The sequence below is a fragment of the Levilactobacillus angrenensis genome (genome assembly GCF_003946085.1).
GTDB lineage: Bacteria > Bacillota > Bacilli > Lactobacillales > Lactobacillaceae > Levilactobacillus > Levilactobacillus angrenensis.
The window spans coordinates 99,859-118,412 of sequence record NZ_RHOB01000010.1 but is presented as its reverse complement, the minus strand read 5'-3'; the positions used below and the strand labels follow the sequence as shown (position 1 = coordinate 118,412).

Annotated in this window: 15 protein-coding genes; 4 read left to right on the top strand and 11 right to left on the bottom strand. The window is 49.9% G+C overall.

Annotation, left to right across the window (positions count from 1 at the left end):
• Positions 1 to 116: 116 nt before the first annotated feature.
• From EKM83_RS07885 to EKM83_RS07870, 4 genes are all read right to left on the bottom strand, one after another.
• Positions 117 to 689 (bottom strand): DeoR family transcriptional regulator, encoded by a 573-nt coding sequence (locus EKM83_RS07885; protein WP_125576189.1) that lies wholly within the window; start codon positions 687 to 689, stop codon positions 117 to 119.
• Between the two features lie 298 nt (positions 690 to 987).
• A complete protein-coding gene (locus EKM83_RS07880) occupies positions 988 to 1,407 on the bottom strand; it encodes a Spx/MgsR family RNA polymerase-binding regulatory protein (RefSeq protein WP_125576187.1) in 420 nt (139 codons plus the stop codon).
• A 756-nt stretch (positions 1,408 to 2,163) separates the two neighbouring features.
• Positions 2,164 to 4,020, bottom strand: a complete 1,857-nt coding sequence (locus EKM83_RS07875; protein WP_125576185.1) for a glycoside hydrolase family protein — start codon at positions 4,018 to 4,020, stop codon at positions 2,164 to 2,166.
• A 152-nt stretch (positions 4,021 to 4,172) separates the two neighbouring features.
• Positions 4,173 to 4,556, bottom strand: a complete 384-nt coding sequence (locus EKM83_RS07870) for a MarR family winged helix-turn-helix transcriptional regulator (RefSeq protein ID WP_125576182.1) — start codon at positions 4,554 to 4,556, stop codon at positions 4,173 to 4,175.
• A gap of 250 nt (positions 4,557 to 4,806) precedes the next feature.
• Here EKM83_RS07870 and EKM83_RS07865 point away from each other — a divergent pair, with 250 nt between their 5' ends.
• Entirely contained in the window at positions 4,807 to 5,625 is an 819-nt protein-coding gene (locus EKM83_RS07865) for a Cof-type HAD-IIB family hydrolase (RefSeq protein WP_125576180.1), read from the top strand.
• Positions 5,626 to 5,652: 27 nt separating this feature from the next.
• On the opposite strand, the gene EKM83_RS07860 is transcribed toward EKM83_RS07865, so the two are convergent.
• A complete protein-coding gene (locus EKM83_RS07860) occupies positions 5,653 to 6,483 on the bottom strand; it encodes an alpha/beta hydrolase (RefSeq protein WP_125576178.1) in 831 nt (276 codons plus the stop codon).
• Between the two features lie 280 nt (positions 6,484 to 6,763).
• Here EKM83_RS07860 and EKM83_RS07855 point away from each other — a divergent pair, with 280 nt between their 5' ends.
• The 3 genes from EKM83_RS07855 to EKM83_RS07845 all read left to right on the top strand — a co-directional run bounded on the left by EKM83_RS07855 (position 6,764) and on the right by EKM83_RS07845 (position 9,356).
• Complete coding sequence (locus EKM83_RS07855) at positions 6,764 to 7,795, top strand: aldose epimerase family protein (protein ID WP_125576176.1); 1,032 nt, start codon at positions 6,764 to 6,766, stop codon at positions 7,793 to 7,795.
• Between the two features lie 553 nt (positions 7,796 to 8,348).
• A complete protein-coding gene (gene rpsN, locus EKM83_RS07850; RefSeq protein ID WP_125576174.1) occupies positions 8,349 to 8,618 on the top strand; it encodes a 30S ribosomal protein S14 in 270 nt (89 codons plus the stop codon).
• 300 nt (positions 8,619 to 8,918) lie between these two features.
• Positions 8,919 to 9,356, top strand: coding sequence for a hypothetical protein (locus EKM83_RS07845; protein ID WP_125576172.1), 438 nt, complete (start codon positions 8,919 to 8,921; stop codon positions 9,354 to 9,356).
• 93 nt (positions 9,357 to 9,449) lie between these two features.
• Here EKM83_RS07845 and EKM83_RS07840 read toward each other — a convergent pair whose 3' ends face one another.
• The 6 genes from EKM83_RS07840 to EKM83_RS07815 all read right to left on the bottom strand — a co-directional run bounded on the left by EKM83_RS07840 (position 9,450) and on the right by EKM83_RS07815 (position 17,926).
• Positions 9,450 to 9,851 carry a type II toxin-antitoxin system HicB family antitoxin gene (locus tag EKM83_RS07840; RefSeq protein ID WP_125576170.1) on the bottom strand — a complete coding sequence of 134 codons (402 nt, stop codon included), beginning with the start codon at positions 9,849 to 9,851 and terminating at the stop codon, positions 9,450 to 9,452.
• Positions 9,852 to 10,049: 198 nt separating this feature from the next.
• Complete coding sequence (locus tag EKM83_RS07835) at positions 10,050 to 12,320, bottom strand: glycoside hydrolase family 65 protein (protein WP_125576168.1); 2,271 nt, start codon at positions 12,318 to 12,320, stop codon at positions 10,050 to 10,052.
• Between the two features lie 214 nt (positions 12,321 to 12,534).
• Complete coding sequence (locus EKM83_RS07830; protein ID WP_125576166.1) at positions 12,535 to 13,908, bottom strand: SLC45 family MFS transporter; 1,374 nt, start codon at positions 13,906 to 13,908, stop codon at positions 12,535 to 12,537.
• A 194-nt stretch (positions 13,909 to 14,102) separates the two neighbouring features.
• Entirely contained in the window at positions 14,103 to 15,068 is a 966-nt protein-coding gene (locus EKM83_RS07825; protein WP_125576164.1) for a LacI family DNA-binding transcriptional regulator, read from the bottom strand.
• An 835-nt stretch (positions 15,069 to 15,903) separates the two neighbouring features.
• A complete protein-coding gene (locus tag EKM83_RS07820) occupies positions 15,904 to 17,244 on the bottom strand; it encodes a sensor histidine kinase (RefSeq protein ID WP_125576162.1) in 1,341 nt (446 codons plus the stop codon).
• Complete coding sequence (locus EKM83_RS07815) at positions 17,234 to 17,926, bottom strand: response regulator transcription factor (protein ID WP_125576160.1); 693 nt, start codon at positions 17,924 to 17,926, stop codon at positions 17,234 to 17,236. The genes EKM83_RS07820 and EKM83_RS07815 overlap by 11 nt, the downstream gene beginning before the upstream one ends.
• Between the last annotated feature and the right edge of the window lie 628 nt (positions 17,927 to 18,554).

Below are 18,554 nucleotides of genomic sequence, written 5' to 3'. Positions count from 1 at the left end.
TAATGCTTATAACGAGAAGTCTCTGAAGCGGATCCACCGAGGCTTTAAAGGACTCCAGGACACCTTGGAAGCATCATTTATTTGAGTTAGTTACATATTATATGTACGAAGGCATTTCATTTACACAAGATTCTTGACGCTACCAAAATACCAGCAGGTGTCACACCAGCTGCACTCAAAAACGTGAGCTCGAAGGTAAAGCCGAATAGATCATGCAAGGCCGCCGTATCCATCGTGCCACGACGTTCTGGTAAGTATTGACCACCCAGCACCCGCGTTTGGGCCGATGTTTTTCGCAACAGCTGATCTGCAATATCCAAGGCGTTCGTCACTGCTAAGACCTTAGATGTCAGCGTTAAAGCCGCTGGGATCAAACTGATTGTCGTTGAAATATCAAAAAATAATCGCTGTTGTCCTGTCACTAACTGTGCCGCTGCAAGCCCTAATTGGCGCTTCACATCTGGCAAGTCTCTTTGACGGGTTAGAAAATCATCGATGCGGTTAAAACTATTAGGTAAACTAATTCCACCATAATTCCGCGTTACTTCATCACTAGCTGTTAACTTCACAATATCACGTCGAGCCGTATCACGTGACGTCCCCGTGAGAGCCATTATTTCCCGTAATGTCAACGAATGCTGACGCGTCAATGCCGTTAAAATTTGATTTAAGCGTTCTGCCTGTTGCATGGTTCACCCCTCTAATTAAGTATTATTAAGCGTTTATTTTTGATGTACTTATAATAGCTTATTCGTTGGCAAATGGCAAATCATTGTGACGGTTAAAACTCATACGTTGAGCTGATAAATATCCGTCATTACAAAGGGGATTGGCCCCTTATTGTACAAAAAAATGGTGTCGCTAGATTTCTCCATCAACACCAAACATCATAGAACCGATTTTCATCTTTCAACCTTCAGCCAATTAACAAAAAGCACCCTGCCATAACTATATGGTCAGGGTGCTTCGCTCTTCTATCGTGCTAGTTTAGGCCAAGGCCGTCTTGTTGCCGCCGTTCAAAATCTTGAAGAAGCTAGCCAGTTCCTTCTTCCGGTATGAGGCCGGTACGAATTCCCGGATGGTTTCCAGATCAAAACCAGTGGCCAACTTGTTGCGGTCAACGACGATTGGGTTCTTTAAGATTCCCGGATTCTTTTGCAAGAGATCAACCAGTTCGTTCATCCCCATGTCCTGAACGGACGCAGGTAAGGCCTTGTAAGCCTTAGAACGCGTTGAAATCAGATCGTCGGTGCCTTCTTCAGTCAAAGAAAGCATGTAAAGAATTTCATCCTTGGTTAAAGGTTGTTTTTTAATGTCACGTGCAGTAAAGATGGCGTCATGGTTAGCCAGCCATTTCATAGCTTTCGTTACCGCAGTAGTTTTAGCATGAAAGTACATTTTGATCATAAAATCGCCCTCCAATTGTCTATCTTCGATGAGGTACTTGTTTTAGCAATCTATTTCTTGAGTGCTAATTATGTTTCTCATTGTACACCACAATTCGCAATGATGGAACCCATTTTACTCGGTCTAGGCCACCTTTTAACAATTTCTTCAGATTCTCATGAAATTCGGTAGTCAATCACCCGTTTTCAAGGGCTTACAATACACTCTATCAAGGGAATGCAACCGTTTTACGGCGGAAACTTGAAGTTTTCTTGAAGATGACCATCGAGCTTGGAAACAGTGTACCATTTCCATTGGAAAACTGTCCTTGATGCGAATCAAGTTTGAAGGAAAACTTAACAACCCAGCGAAAAATTTGTATTTTCGCTGGGTTGTATTTTGGTATTTAGTTTTTAATTGTCGGGGTCGTCGGAGACAGGGTACCAGGTATCCCCCTCTGCGCCTCCAGGGACCTGTGCTTCCAACACGCCCATTGCACTCACTCGGAAGAATCCAATCGTTGCAGCTACTGGAGACCCGGGCACGTCCTTGTTTATCCGTGCTTGGCTGATACATACGTCTACTTGAGACGATAGCTGACGGCTAAGCTCATTAACCGATTTCACCATCGCCCTCCCAAAGACTAGCAAAACCGGTTGGCCGATAACAGTTTTTCCGGCCAGCAAAGTTGCAGGGAACTCTGCACGAAAACCTGCCGACACCAAAAAGGCGCAACCGCCGTCGTTAAACAGTGGTTGTGCCTAAGCTGATTGCAAATTATGAATCCAAATCAAATGCCAACGCCCGGGTCCACAACCCATTACTCATTTGGTAATAAGTGGTGACCTTGCCATTGGAATCTGTCCGCTTGACCCGGTGCGTAATCGTAACGCGCCGTTCAGCGATGTCGGCCGTGGTACCTTTTTGCTTAGCTAACAGTGGGTCATCGAATGGCCGCGTGTAGACTGGGTAGATCTTCATCAAGGTCAAATCACGACTGTACTCTTCATTCATGAAGGTATCGAATTCCAAGGCCTTCGCCCGAATCCAGTACTTGGTCGTGGACTTCTTGCTGAAGCGGATCCGATACCATTTACCAGTATCGGCCGTGGCCCGCATGTCGATGTAGACCCGCATCTTCTTTTGCTTCTTCCAGTTGTACTTCATAATATTCCAGTTCTTGTGACCGCGAATATGGTTGTACAAGGAGTAAGTGTCGAAGTTGTCTGCTAATTGGGCGTGTTGCGTGTTCAAGCCCGCCACGTAAGTTTCGTTTTTGTTGGTCTGCTTACGTTTCTTCAGCTTCTGGGGCTTCGGCTTACTGCTGGAGCTCGAGTTTGAGTTAGAAGAAGGTTTGTGGACCGTCGTGTTGGTGATGGTCTGTTGCGACGTCACGTTGGTATCCACGACGCTGCCCTTGGTGATCTTGTTGTCACTGATGTTGATGGTGTCGCCCGTCAACGGGAAGTTCCCCTTAACGAAGGTGGCGCCAGTCTTTTGCGTGATGGCCTTGTTGCCAGTGATGGTCACATCGGTCATCGGGTTATCACTGGACTTGCTATCCAAGAAGACGTACTGCTTGGTTGGATTAACGTTGGTAAACGTGTTGTCCGTGATGTTCAAGTTGGTCATCGTGTAGTCTGGTTCAGAGTTCAACAGGTAAATGTAGTTCCCAGAACCCAGCACGTGTTGGTTGATGAACTGGTTGCCGGTGATCCACAGGTTGGAAATGCCCTTGAAGTGAATCGTCGCAACACCATCATCCATCAATGGCTTCGGGTCAACGACCGTGTTATTGGTGAAGTGGACATCATGAATGATGCCGGCTTTCCCGTGACCATAGACGGCGTGTTCACCGATGGGGTTCGGTGCGTAAGAAGAGACTTGCCCGGACTTCTTGGAAACTGGTAAGAACTGGTTGTTGTCGACCGTCACGTCATAACTTGGTAAGTTATCGTATTGGTCGCCCTTGTTCTTGTAAGACATGGCCTTCTTGTTGGAGTAGTCCACTTGAATGGCTTCCTTGAAATCTTGTGAGCCGTTGAACCCAGTAAACACAGAGTTCGTGATATTCACGTTGTGGCTCCCATCAATATCGATGTAGTGGCCAGTCGGTGATTCGGCGTTATCAAAGACACATTTATCAAAATTGACGTTAGTGGCATGATGAATGCTTTGGGTGAAGACACTTTGGCCTTCCGCGGTGTTATCACCTTGGAACGTCGCGCCCTTCCAGGTGACATTACTAATCCCACCATCGTAACCGGCTTCCGGACTCGGGTAAGCAAAGTTTACCCGATTACCATCCGTAATCCGGAAAACGGCACCCTTGTCAAATTTAAACGTGATGTTCGAATGAAGTTTGATGGCACCCTTGTCAAAGAGGTAAGTCCCCTTAGGCACGTGAATCGTAACACTCCCACTCCATTTATCAATCATGGCTTGCAAGGCGTCATTGTTTGTCGTCTTGGCGTTGCCGACCATCCCCTGGTGCTTGGCATTAATCGTGGTTGCCGCTTGTGCAACGGTGGTCCCACTAGTTTGCCCCGGTAATGCACCTACCGGACTTAGACCCAACAGCGTTGCCCCCGTCGCAACGACTACCAGTAGGCCTAGTTTTTTCCTCAGATTCAAAAAATCCCCTCCAGTTCCAAAATTCTTTCCACATGTTCCATTATAAGCTAAGACATGAAAGCGTTGGGTCATCTTAACCAAATTGTCACACGATTGAAAGATTCCAGTCGTAAAGGGGACTTATTTTCAATTATTTAAGAAAGGTGATTACCTTACATTAACTTGGCAATGTCGTCGTGTAACCCAGTCAAACGTTCAACAACTTGGCCACGAACTTGCGTGTAAACTTTGACACCATCTGGCGTTAACTTCAAGTTGTGTTGGCGCCGGTCAACTTGAGAAGCGATACTTTCGATTAAACCAGCCCGCAGTAACCGTGAGATTTGACCGGAGATCATGGACTTAGAAACCCCGATTTGACCCGCGAACTTCGTTGGGGTGAACTCATCCTTTTGGTTCGTGATGGCGTGTAACAGGTTAAATTGTTCCAACGAGATCGTAATTTCCTCCGTCTTGATTGTGGTTACTGGCCGCATGATCTTTTGGAGTTGAGAGAACCATTCCAAGGATTGGTTTAAATCGTTCGTTTGCGTCATTTAATCTTTCTTCCTTTCTGCATTGCAAATTAGGGGGGCAGCTGTTCATCTGACCCGCTAACCATTTATTATAGCCCTTATTTTCAGTCTTTATGTTACTGATTCATTAATAGTTTATAGCATATTGGTTAAAAACACTAGTAATTAGAACCCTTTTTCTACTCTTCAGTTAACCTACACCATTGAATTCCCCACTTGAAGCCTTTATGATTAAAATTAGAAATTCTTAAAAACATCAAGGAGAATACTGATGACACAGATTAAACTGATTGCAACTGACGTCGATGGGACGTTCCTCAATCAACAACGACAATACAATCATGACCGTTTCGACCAACAACTGACCCGGATGGCCGCCGCCGGCATTCGCTTCGTCGTGGCTAGTGGTAACCACTTGGGCCACCTTCAACGGGTCTTTGCCCCGACTCCCCGTGTCCAGACCTTCGTCGCCGAAAACGGCGCCCAAATCGTGGACCATGGTCAGACCCGGTTGGAAACGGCCCTGCCCTTACCCTTAGTCCACGAAGTGATTACCGCCATTTTGGCTGACCCCCAATTACGGCCACAAGTCTTACGCCTGTCCGGTGCACACGGCACCTACATCCCGCAAGACGACCAGCCCAATGACGCGGCTGCGCAGTCCTACTTCTTCAACAACATCGTCCGGGTCGACGACCTCACCCAGGTCAACGACACCATTTACAAAATCAATGGTGAGTGGCCCAATGAGACCATCCGGACCTTGGCAGCCCAACTCAACGCCCGTTTTCCCGGGCAGATCAATGCGATGGCCAGTGGCTTTGGGAGCATCGACATCGTCGCGGCCCATATGAATAAGGCGATTGGCCTGACCGAACTGGCGCAAAGCTGGGGGATTACCCCGGCCGAAATCGCTGCCTTTGGCGACAACGACAATGACCGTGACATGCTGGCCCACGTTGGTTTAGGCGTCGCCATGCAAAATGGCACCGCTAGCGTCAAGAACGTCGCGGACCTTATCACGCCGACGGATAACAATCACGACGGCGTGCTTAACGTCATTGATGCCATTTTAGCTGGCGAAGTTTAAAAGCAGCTAAACCATTCGCGGATTGATTTACTTAGCCGCTAGCTGATCGGTCGCCCATAACAACCGGGCAATCAACCGCCACATTGTGGGCGAAGCGTGTAGCCGACCGTGACCAACACCGGGAACATGGTGTTCCTGATAGGTCAACGGACTGCCAGCAACGACCGATCGCAGCGCCGTAATCTGGTAGACTGGTACGGAGCCGTCCGTCAACCGGCCTGAAAGCGTGCCATAGACGTTGTGAATGGTTCCTGGACCTAGGTTACCCAGCTGGCCTTGTGCGGCTCTAAGACGCTCAAAAGCCGCATCTACCGGTTGCGTCCGGTCATGTTCATCGACCGGCGCGCCCAACAACACCATCCGATTCAACCGTGGCATATCTGCCGCCGAACCGTGTAATACCAAACTACTAACCGCCGCACTGCCGCCCCAAGAATGCGCGACCAGATTATAGGTCGTGACTTGGTAGCGGCTTTTTAGCGCCCGCAAAATGGCCGTGATCCAGGTGATCTGCTGCTGATAGTCCGCCGTAAAGGTGTGGTCAAACAACACCTGAATCAGTGGGTTACTAGCGGTATTTTCCCAGTGACCACTAAAATGCAGGCCCCCGCGCCGATCGACCCGAACGGTCATGATCTTATGCCCCAATCCCTGCCGAGCCAGCCAACGCAAGAGCCCATTGTAGGTCCACGCGTTGCCACCCCAGCCGGGAACAAAGAGGGTCGGTGTCACGGCATATGGCCAGTCTAAACGCCGCCGGGCCAATGGTTCAGCCGGTGTTCCCCGGCGACTAGCCCAGCGAAAGCCAAACCAGCCAGCCCCTAAAACGATTGGTAGCGCATGTAATTTACTAGCCATACCGCAACCCTCCTTGAACTTATCCATTATGACAGTTCTTTCCATTGCGTACAAGTGAAAATTCGTTCAGAAAAACAATCACTTATGTTAACCAATTGTTCAAAAATTCGTCCGCATAAGTCAATTTCGGTAATCAAATCGCCTCCTAACAGTTATTTTCATCTGACTATGCTGTCAAGAATGCATTTAACGAAAAAATGCATTTGACAATTGTCCGGATAAAAATATATGATAGGGTTAAAATGAAAACGCTTCAGAAAAATAGAATCGAGGACTTGCTATGCAAACTGCTACAAAACATTGGGATACTTACCAAAACGAAGCTGTCACAGAATATACAATTGAAAATGATCATGGTGTGAAGCTTGCTATCTTGAGCTGGGGCGCCACTTTACACAAGTTAACGGTACCGACTGACAAGGGTGATAAGAATCTGGTGCTATCTTACCACAAGATGGCCGATTATTTAGATAATCCGTTCTATGTTTGCATGGGAATTGGCCGAACTGCCGGCCGAATCACCCGCGGCACCTTTGACCTCGATGGCCAAACGGTCCACGTCGACCCTAATGAAGGCCAAAATACGCTTCACGGTGGCCCTCACGGCTTCAACACGGTCAACTGGGCTGGCGACCTGGACACGACTGACCCCAACCAGGCGCGGATTATCTTGACCCACACCTTCAAGGGCACGGACGACTCCTACCCCGGCGACCTGACCGCTAAGATGATCTACACGCTGGATAACCACGACCGAGTAACGCTGACCTTTGAAGGCAATAGTACCGCCTTGACGTTGTTCAACCCAACGTTGCACGTCTACTTCAACGTCGGCGATGACCAACTGATTTCTGGCCAAACGCTGCAGATCAACAGCCAGGAACATTTGGACCTAGACGGCGAAAAATTACCAACGGGTAAGATGGTCGCCAATGCCGGCACGCCTTACGACTTCGCCGACGGGCAAAACCTGGGCAAAGCCATCCGCGGTCTGCAAGACATCCCCGAAAAAGGCTTCGATGACGTTTACCACGTCACGCCGGGCACCGATGACACGATTGCCAAGTTGTCCGACCCACAATCCGGCCGCGCCGTCACCATTAAGTCCAAGCGCAACGCTTTAGTCGTCTTCACCGCCAACTCCTTCACCTCTAACATGAAGTTAGCCGCCGGTGCAGGCCAGCCTTACATGGGTGTGGCTTTGGAAGCACAGACCTTACCGGATTCGCAGAACTTCCCTGAATTCGGCGACGTCAAACTGGCTCCCGGCGAGACCAAGCAATACGAAATCACTTATGATCTGACTTACTAAGCTTGGCGCTGTCACTGGCGGACTCTCGGCTACAAAAACGCGTACCAGTAACAAGCGGCTTAGCCCCAAGTAGCGGCTGTTTTGGCAACTAGTTTTTGACTAACACAGTATTGCTGATGATCATCACTCTTCGCCGGAGGCAGCCAGGGTGGAGCCAGCTGTGTCGACGGTGTTGGCTGAGGTTCTTTCTCAGTCTACAGCGTGCGGCGATTTTGGAGACTGGCGGGTTTTTCCAGGCTTCAAAGCGAACCGGAAGCCCGCTCCTCAGGCTGGAGGTGTCCGCCATAGCAGGCGGAACCCTGGCTGACGCAGGCCCTGGTTTCACTAGTTTTAGCGGACAAAACGCTGTCGCTCCGGGAGTCAAAACATTAATTCAGCTTTCAACCTTTAGTCACTAATAATAGCCACTAGTAATCTGAAACTCACTCAGGATTGCTGGTGGCTATTTTCTACGCTTTTTCAGGTCGTTTCCGTTGACAGCGAACTTGACCCTATGATAGATTGGTAAAACGTAATTATTACTATTCTAATCATAAAGGAGCATCACTGATTCATGGCAAAGAAGTCAAAGATTGCAAAAGCAAAACGGATTGAAGCGACCGTTGCACGCTACGCTGAACGGCGGGCCGAATTGAAGGCGGCTGGTGACTACGCGGCACTGGCCCTGTTACCCCGCGACGCATCGCCCACTCGGATGCACCACCGCGACCATTTAGATGGCCGGCCTCACGCCTACATGCGCCAGTTTGGGCTTTCTCGTCTGAACTTCCGTGAACTCGCCCACAAAGGCCAGATTCCTGGGGTTCGTAAGGCTAGCTGGTAAAAAATGCCTTTCTGGCATGTAAAGTGTCATATTCAAACCTTAAAAGTCCCAAATATTTTTAGCAAATTCCACCCCTAATCATTGCTGATTAGAGGTGGAATTTGCTGCAGATACCATTACATCAATCGAGAAAATACTAACGTGAAATGTTTTCTAAAACGACGAATGACCTAACTATTGTCGTTAAATTTTCCCTTCTAAATAGTCATCGCACATTGACCGCCCGCGCCCCGTTTGACGTGGGTTTTTCTATGCCGTAAACTAAGGCCAATACGCAAAAGCGAAGGAGCAATTTAAAACATGGCAGAAGTTCTCACCATCCTACAAGAATTCGACGTCTTCGGCAACGGCGACGCCTCCCCTTATGGCATCGACACCCCCAAGATCAACGCCCAATTTGTCGGCGTAGCCCCGGCTGTCGCGTTTGACGTGCACAACCAGCCCAAGCTGGCTCGGGCTAATGAACGTAAACTCCGTGACATTGAAAAGGCCATCCGCGCACAATTTCAAACGCAACTGAACACCTTGGGCGGCCCTGATTTAGCAGAAAATCTTGACGTCATTCAACGGCTCATCGTCACCTTCAAGGACCGGCTAGAACAGGACTTGCTCGTGCCTGAACAGTTGGAACTCGAAAGTCTGACCACCAGCGGCGAGTGGCTGACCTACTGGCAAGACGAGGCACCCCTGGTCCGCGCCAAAGAACAGCAACGCACCAACTTACCGAAAGATTTCTAATACAAAACGCCTATCCCAGTTGTGGGTAGGCGTTTTTCATTGCTGCGATTTGTTTCTAAGTAAAGGTTGAAAGCTAAACGAAAATATTTTCTGTTAGGATTTCCCCAGCTCTGCTTTCAACGCCTGGGTTAACACAGCACTAAAATTAATGCCACGTTCACTGGCCTCATGCGCTAACGTTGCCGGAATCGTTGTATTCTTTTTAACCAATGGTTTGGTGATCCCTTTGGCCGCCTTGACCAAATCAACAGCAATCCATTGAACTATGTCTTTAGGGTTCGCTTGCTGAACCTCTGCCAAGGAAGATGCTTCTGGCAGATTTGGTTCATCATACAACATCAACCCCAGAACTTCTTCGGCGTTAACTATTGCTTCGCCAAGCGAGTCAGCCTGACTAATCGCACCAGAAATATCAGGGAAAACCACCGTAAATGTCGCCATCTCTGCATCTTTAATAAAGACAGCTGGATAAACTACAATTTTTTCTTTTGCCATCATTTTCACCTCATAGTAAACGTCTCTTTCAGAACACCACTTAATGCCAGCCAGCCTGCTGCTTAATGTAACGATACGTGGTCGGACTAATTATACCTTGGGGGGCGGGTATTAGGTACCTAAGAACACTCATCCAATTCCAGCAAAAAAAAAACGACGTCCACCAACCTTAGGTGAACGCCGCTTTCATATCATCAATTATTCAGTAACCGCGCTACTCAATTCGACCTTTTCGCCAGCCACGTCAATCGTCAATGGTTCCCCACTGATCAACTTGAAGTGGGGCCCGTCGGCGTGGACGCTGACTTCGATCAGGCGACCACGGAAGACTTGCCGGAAGCTGTAGCTCTGCCATTGCTTTGGCAGGAATGGGGCGTAGTGCAATTGACCATCACGCACCCGCATGCCAGCGAAGCCTTGAACAACGGCAATCCAACCACCGGTCATGGCCGTGATGTGTAAGCCATCGACCGTGTCGTTGTTGTAGTTATCCAAATCCAACCGTGCCGTCCGGTTGTAAAGCTCAACGGCCTTGTCTTCGTAGTGCAAGTCAGCCGCCAAGACGGAGTGGATAGCTGGTGACAGACTGGATTCGTGCACCGTCAGTGGTTCGTAGAAGTCAAAGTTAGACTTCTTTTGTTCTGGCGTGTAGTCATCAATGAAGTCCCAGATACCTTGCAAGACATCCCCTTGCTTGATGTAAGGCGACCGCAAGATCTTATCCCACGACCAGTTCTGGTTGATTGGGCGTTGACCTTCTGGAATGGCACTGACTGGTTCGATGTCCTTGTCCAAGAAGCCGTCGTGTTGGACGAAGATGTTCAAGTCCTTGTCGTAAGGCAGGTACATCCGGTCCACGATATCTTGCCACTTGGCCTTTTCGTCGGCGGAAATGTCCAGCTTCTTCGCCGTATCTTTGTCAACTTTGCCCAAGATTTCCAGCGTGTACTTCAAGGTCCATTGCGCCAACATGTTAGTGTACCAGTTGTTGTCAACGTTGTTTTCGTATTCATCAGGACCCGTGACCCCGTGGATCATGTACTGATTGTTACGCTTGCTGAAGTGAACCCGGTCGGCCCAGAACTTAGAAATTTCGGTGAGGACCTTGGCCCCTTCATGCAAGACGTAGCTGGTATCGCCCGTGTAACGGGTGTAATTGTAAATGGCAAAGGCAATATCGCCGTTCCGGTGAATTTCTTCGAAGGTGATTTCCCATTCGTTGTGGCATTCGATCCCGTCGAAGGTCACCATTGGAAAGAGCGCTCCGTCTAAGCCTTGTTCCTTGGCGTTGACGTAAGCCCCGTCCAATTGCTTGTAACGGTACATCAACAGGTTGCGCGTTACTTCTGGGTTCGTAATCCCCAGGTAAACAGGAACGGCAAAGGCTTCGGTATCCCAGTAAGTGGCACCACCATACTTCTCGCCAGTGAAGCCCTTAGGCCCAATGTTCAAGCGAGAATCTTCGCCGTAGTACGTGGAGAAGAGTTGGAACAGATTGAAACGAATCCCTTGTTGTGATTCGTCGTCGCCGTTGATCACAACGTCAGACTTTTCCCAACGCTTAGCCCAAACAGCGGTGTGCGCTGCCAAGAGGTCTGCATAGGAAGACTTGGCGACTTGGTCACTGAGCTGATGCATTGCCGCAGTCAGCTTATCTTGGCTGTCGTAATCCCGTGAGGTAACCACGATGACCCGCTTTTCCAGACTAGTTTCAGCCTGTGGCGCTAACTTCCCGGTGTAGGCGTTCACAACTTCCTTGTCATTCGGCTGCGTGACTGCCACGTTCTTTAAGTCCGTGACCGTCCGCATTTCCATACCAGAAGTGAATTGTGGCGTGCCAAATGGGTTAGGCGTGGTCTTGGCAATGATGCTGCCGCTGTCTTGGCCTTGTTCGGCGGCTAAGACGTCCCAGAAGCGTTCGTCGTAGTTGGCTTCTTCGTTCTTGACGTCGGCGTCGATACTTGGCTTGATGGTCACGTCCACGCTGTCAGCGCTTAAGTTCTTGACCGTAACCTTTTGGACAGAAAGTTCTTGTTGGGCCACACTCAAGAAACGTTGGAAGGTCAAGGCTACCTTGACGTCGCCCCGTTCGATGGTAAATGACCGGTTCAGCACGCCTTGTTGCATGTCCAAATCCAACGTGAAGTCGCTGAATTTATCCTTGGCCAAATCAATCGCTTGCCCATTGATTTCGATTGGCAACTTAATGAAGTTGACCGCGTTGACCACTTTTCCAAAGTACTTGGGGTAGCCGTTCTTCCACCAGCCGACCCGCGTCTTATCTGGGTACCAGACACCACCTAAGTAGATGCCTTGCAGTGAGTCGCCACTGTAGCCTTCTTCAAAGTCACCACGCATGCCCATGTAGCCGTTACCCAAGCTAGTCATGGATTCTTGCAGGCGCTTGTCTTTGGGGTCAAAAGTATGGGTGATGACGTTCCATGGTTGTACCTCAAAAATACGTTTCATGGTTAACATATCTCCTTTATTTAGATCAATCGGTCAAACAGTTCCGTCACAGAAAAGAGCGACGCTGGTGGTCAGCCTCCTGCATCATGGACATCCATGACCCAGTTTCGGTTAAGCCGCTAGGCCGCTCACCCGGCAGACAGCGTGACCGCCGACCGAAGTTAATTTCATTAATTTTCTTAAGTTTAAACGTTAATCCAGCAATTCTAAACGATTAAGCCTTGTACGTTTCCTTGATGGCACCAACGGAAACAGCCCCGATAGCCATGATGACACCGGCTAACAAGAACATGTTGGCTTGGGCACCACCCAATAATGGGAATAAGGCGAAGCTGGCCAGGGAAGCCACGATTTGTGGCAAGCAGATGGACCCGTTGAACAAGCCCAGGTAAGTCCCCATGTGAGCACCAGACAACGCATTGGTAACCATGGTCAGTGGGTAGGTGTTCATCGCCGCCCAGGCAATCCCAACTAAGATGAATGAAACGATCAAAGCGTATTGACTGTGCAGGAAGAAGACGGATAAGAACCCAATGGCCCCTAAGCCTAAACTACCAGCGTAGCCCAATTTGTGGACCCGGTTAGGTAATTTAGCTAAGACGTAAGACCAAACCACGGCAGCGATGGATTGCACGGCAGCCAAGACCCCGTACCAGTTCCCAGCAGCCTGGTAACCAGCAGAAGCGGCGTTCGTCGTGTGCCAAACGTTGGCAGCGATAGCCCCAGCGGAGTAAGTCCACAGGTATTGGAAAGCCACCCAGCAGAAGAATTGAACCAAGGTAACGGTCCAGAAGACCTTTGGTGCGGACTTCAGTAACGTCCACCAGTTCCCACCTTCAGCGTTATCTTCCTTGGTGATCCCATGGTATTTGGCATAGGTATCTGGGTCGTATTCGTGGACCCGGAAGATGGTGAAGAGGCTGGTGACGACTAACAGAATCGCCCCAACATAGAAAGCAACCTTAACTGTTGCGGGCACGACCCCTTTGGAAGCCGTGTTGGCAATCCCAATGGCCGCGAACAAGAATGGCAAGATAGCCGCTAACACGGCACCCGTGTTGGATAAGAAACTTTGAATCCCGTACGCGTAACTCTTCTGGTCATCGTTGACCATGTCCCCGACCATCATCTTGAATGGTTGCATCGCCACGTTAGATGACAAGTCCAGGAAGGCCACGGTGATGGCCCCGAATAACAGGGCTGCGAGTGATGCATAGCCAAAGCCCATACTCCCGGAGTTCGGCAACAGACACATCACGATGACCGCGACGATAGTCCCTAACAACAGGTATGGCAACCGGCGACCACCTAATTTAGGTGCCCAGGTCCGGTCAGAATAATAACCCACGATTGGTTGAACGATCAATCCAGCCAGTGGTGGCAAGATGAAGAACCACCCAAGACTGTTCGGGTCGGCCCCAATGGTTTGGAAGATCCGACTCATTTGGGAACTTTGTAACGTGAAGGCGGTCTGGACCCCCAAGAAACCAAAGTTGATCATCCAAATGGTACTGGCAGACAGTTTAGGCAAGCCACTTTTCGGCTTGGCTTCAGCTGTTGGTGCCTTTGCAGAAGCAACATCTGACATGTGAAAATACCTCCTCAAACTAACAAATAATAATTGCTGAAAACGATTACATGAGTTATTATGGCACCGCTTTAGTTTTAATGCAACCGTTTGCGCAAAGTTTTTTGCTGATCAATTAGCACTCAAAAACCCAACTGACAATTAAAAAAGGCTCGCCCACGGGCTTCAGCGCCAGTTGAACGAACCTCAAAAAACTATTTAATTTCGTATGGAATTTTAATTCTCCCCGGCGTTGGTGTGGCCAGTGGCTCCCGGTCACTGAACAACAACGCGACGGTCGCCGAACCCATTTTTTCCGGGAAAAGGTTGATGGAATGCAGGTTGGCATCCGTCAATCCCTCCGGTAGCGAGTGGTTAAAGCTGACGATGGGAAAATGGCGGGCCGCGGACTGTTCACGAACTAAACGGTAAAATTCAATCGCATTAAAATCATCCGTAGCCATGATGCCGTCAATTTCTGGGTGTTGTTTGATGAACAAACGTACCCGATTCAGCTCGCCCAATTTGCACGTCAGTGGCTCCACGTTAAAGGTAGCCGCCACGCGCTCGTAACCCTGACGCCGCTGCTGTTCGTAGGCCCAATCATGACCGGACTCCACGAACACCGGATGCTTGACGTGGAGCTGGTCTAACAGGTAGGTCGCCCCACCGATGCCGGCTTCCAGGTTATCGTTGTCCACAAAATAATCATCGGGATTGTCATCGGGCTGGCCAATCGTGACGAACCGCAGCTGTTGCTTTCGCAAAAAGGCCGCGATGGGGTCATCGTGATGCGCATACATCAGGACGAACCGTTTGATTTTCCCCTGGGCAACCATTGATTTGACGTTTTCCAACAACTCATCGGCCGTCTTACTGATGGCTACCGACAACACATAATGGCGCTGCATCAATTGACTATTGATACCGCGCAACAGGTCGATGTAAAACGGGTTCTCGGGCTGGCTGTGGTCGGCCGTGGGAAAAACGACCCCCACGGCGTTGGCCTCGCCCGCCGTTAGATTTTTCGCATTGTAATTGGGTAAGTACCCTTCCGCTTCAGCCAAGGCCTGGATGCGTTCCCTGGTCGCCTGACTGATACGGGGGTTATTGTTTAACGCGCGCGAAGCCGTGGAAACAGACACACCAGCCTTCGCCGCAATGTCGCGGATAGTTAACATTTTTCTCGCATACTCCTTGTGGCAGTTATCATAGAACCACCTTACCATAGAACCGGAGGCATTGAAACTCTTTCCCGGTTTACTTGCGGCGACGTAGCAGTGATTGTGGTTTACTGGCCGCTTACCGTGGCAGCCAATATCGCAATAGTCTACAGTCAACGCTGATAACCATTGCCGCAACAATTGCTGGTCCAACTGCACAAAAACAGTTCCCGTGGAAAGACACCCGTGGGGACTGTTTTTGTTAAGCAGTGAAGGTTGAAGGTAATTCCCGGAACAGCAGTATGCTGTCCACTAAACTCAGTGAAACCAGAAGCCTGCGTCAACCAGAGATTCCGCCTGCTATGGGGAACACCTCCAGCCTAAGAAACGGGCTTCCGGTTCGCTTGAAAGCCTGACAAAGTTCGCCAGTCTCTCAAGTCGTCCCACGCTGTAGGCTGAGAAAAAGCCTCAGCCAACGCCGTCGCCACAGCTGGCTTCACCTCTGGCTGCCTCCGGCGGGTTAGTGATTATCAACACCATTGTGTTAGTCAAGGACTGGTTGCCAAATTAGCTGCTACCTGGGATTAAATCGATTTTTACTGGCAAGCGTCTTTGAGACGCGGGCTTCGGCTCAAAGTGAGGCCGAGACCGTTTCTCAGGCTCGGTCCGGTCCGCCCACCGCGTTCCAACCCATATTTGGCGGACGGTAGGCGGCCAGTCCACACTACGATACCATCAACGACTAATTTTTCGCCATTAGTCGCGCGGTGACAATGTTTCTAGCTGATATTTATCTTTCAACTTTCAATTAAGAAGAGTAGTTGCGATAAACCTCCGAAACCCGCGTCCCGCGCTAACCTTTCTTCTCGCGGCGACTGCCCAGACTGCTGTTGGGCGTCACGGGCAGCGTGGTTACGAACTGGGTACCGTGTGGCTGATTTTCCTTGGCGACAATCGTGCCGTGGTGCAGGCTGACAATCCAATTAGCAATCGACAGGCCGAGCCCATTGCCCCCAGTCTTGCGGCTTCGTGACGAATCAACACGGTAAAACCGATCAAAGATTCGTTGCCGGTCGGCGCTCTTGATACCGATACCTTGGTCGGCGACCACCAACTGCCATTTACGCCCAAGGGGTTTCGCAGAAACGGTGATGGTACTGCCCTGCGGCGAGTATTTCATCGCGTTATCAATTAAAATATTCATTAACTGGTGAATCAAATTTTGGTCCAGGGTCACCACAAACTCGGGGACGGGTGCCAGGACTAGCTTTTTGCCCTGACTGGCAGCAATCTCCGTGTAGGGTTCCACCGTGTGATCCAAAAAGCTAGCCACCTGGGTCTTCTCAAAGTTCGTCTGTAGCGTATTGGAATCTGACCGAGCCAACGCCAGCAAATCCTGCGTCAACTTCTGCAGGCGTTGGCTTTCACTGCTAGCAATCGCAATATTTTCAGCCTGATCAATAATTTTATCGTTCGGTTTGGTCAGCAGGAGCTCTAACTTATTTTGAATAATCGTCAGTGGCGTCCGCAACTCATGGGCCGCATTGCCCACGAACTCAGTCTGCCGGCCCCACGAGCGCAGAATCGGCCGCATCGTTAACCGTGACATCCAAACGCTCATCAAAATCGACAATAGCCAGAAGACACCCATGGTAATTAACATGACTTTGGTAAACGTCCGCATGGCGGCCTTCTGCGGGTCGATATTTTCTAAAATCAACAGGTAGCGCCCGGCCACGGTTCGGTCAGCGTTAGTGGCTGGCACCTTGACGAGTAACGTTCGGAAATTGTATTTGCCATTAACCGTAATCGTGTGCAGCTGACCCTTTTGACTGGTGTCCAGCGTAATATTTTTCAGCGTTTCGTAGCGCGATCCCAGCTGGCCTTGATTGAGGATCTTCCCGTTGCGGTTGAAAATCAGGGTCGTCGTCATGAACGGGTGGATGGCCTTGTGCTGTTGTTGCAGGCTTTGGTGGTTATTTTGACCAAAGGGTCGCTGAGCCGTCGTCTGCCGCGGCGGCCCAGCTAGCCGGGCGCTACGTTCGACTCGCAGCGTCTGATCCACGCTAGTCAGAATCGTGCGGCGAAAGAGCACGAACACGATGACGCCCAACAAGACGAAAATAATCGTGAAACCAATGAAACTACTCCAAAACAACCGCCACTGCTGGGCGCGATTGACTTTATTGCTCATCAGGGGCCTCCACGATGTACCCCGCATTGCGGATAGTCCGCAACGACAGGTCGCTACCGGCATTCTTCAACTCCTTACGCAAATTGCTCATGTAGACCTCGACCACGGACAGACTGGTCTCGGAATCAAAGCCCCACAGGCGATTGAAAATCTGTTCTTTGGTGATGATGGTTCCGGGATTGGCGGCCAAATAAGCCAGCAAGTCAAACTCGCGGCCCTTCAACGTCAGTGGCGCGTCGTTAAACGTGGCTAGGTGCTTGCTGGTGTTGATTTCCAGCTGCCCCAGCGTAATGACATCGCTACTATTCAAATGGCCTGTCCGCTTCAATAAAGCCTTCATCCGAGCCAGCAGTTCTTCGCGATGGAATGGCTTGGTGACATAGTCATCAGCGCCATCATTAAAGCCCCGCAATTTATCAGCAATCGTATCTTTAGCGGTCAAAATCAATACGGGGGTCTTCACGCCCTTGTTGCGGATGTGCAGTAACAGGTCCAGCCCGCTTTCCCCCGGTAACATCAGGTCGAGGATAATGGCATCAAACACGTCTTGGCTCGCGAGAAACTCACCTTGCTCGCCATCGTAGGCCGTGGTGGTCTCACAAATTGGCGCAATCAATTCGACAATATCGGCTGCCAGTTCCTTTTCATCTTCAACAACTAATACCTTCGCAGTAGTACCCAACGGGCATTCCTCCTTGAACTATCTTCTTTAGTATACTTTTATTTTCTTTAACGGCTTTCTTCTCTTACTGACCGCCTTACCGTTCCGCGAAAGCTAGGCTGGAACGTGGCGGACAGGGCGAGCCGATAACCCACGTCTCAAAGACGCCAGTTACCTAAATGACATGTACCACAAACTCCCACGGCTGAGTTCGGATTTGACGGATTCTCGACTATGGTAGGGGTTCTTGATAACATTAAGCGTTACGCCTAATCAGTCGTGACAACACCTCACAATGTTAGCCGAGAGTGGAGCGAAACTAGGCTCAGCCGGGGAATTTAGCAGCGGTTTTCGCTGGTAAATTGGTGACTTTGAGACACAGGTCCTTTGTGGCTCAAAGCAAGCGCCGAGACCGAACTTTGGCTCGGGGCGTCCTCCCCCAGCGTTCCAGCCTAGCTTTCGCGCAACGGCTAGGCGGCAGTTCGCCACCAGCGCTGGCTAAAGTTTACCACATTGCGGGTCAGTAAAATTATACCCTACACCATTAACAATAACAGAACCTTAAGTTACTGGCCTTACCAAAGGCTAAGTTTTTGCGAAGTTTAACGTCTCCCTCACGGAACTATCAGCAATTTGCGGTAGACTTTTG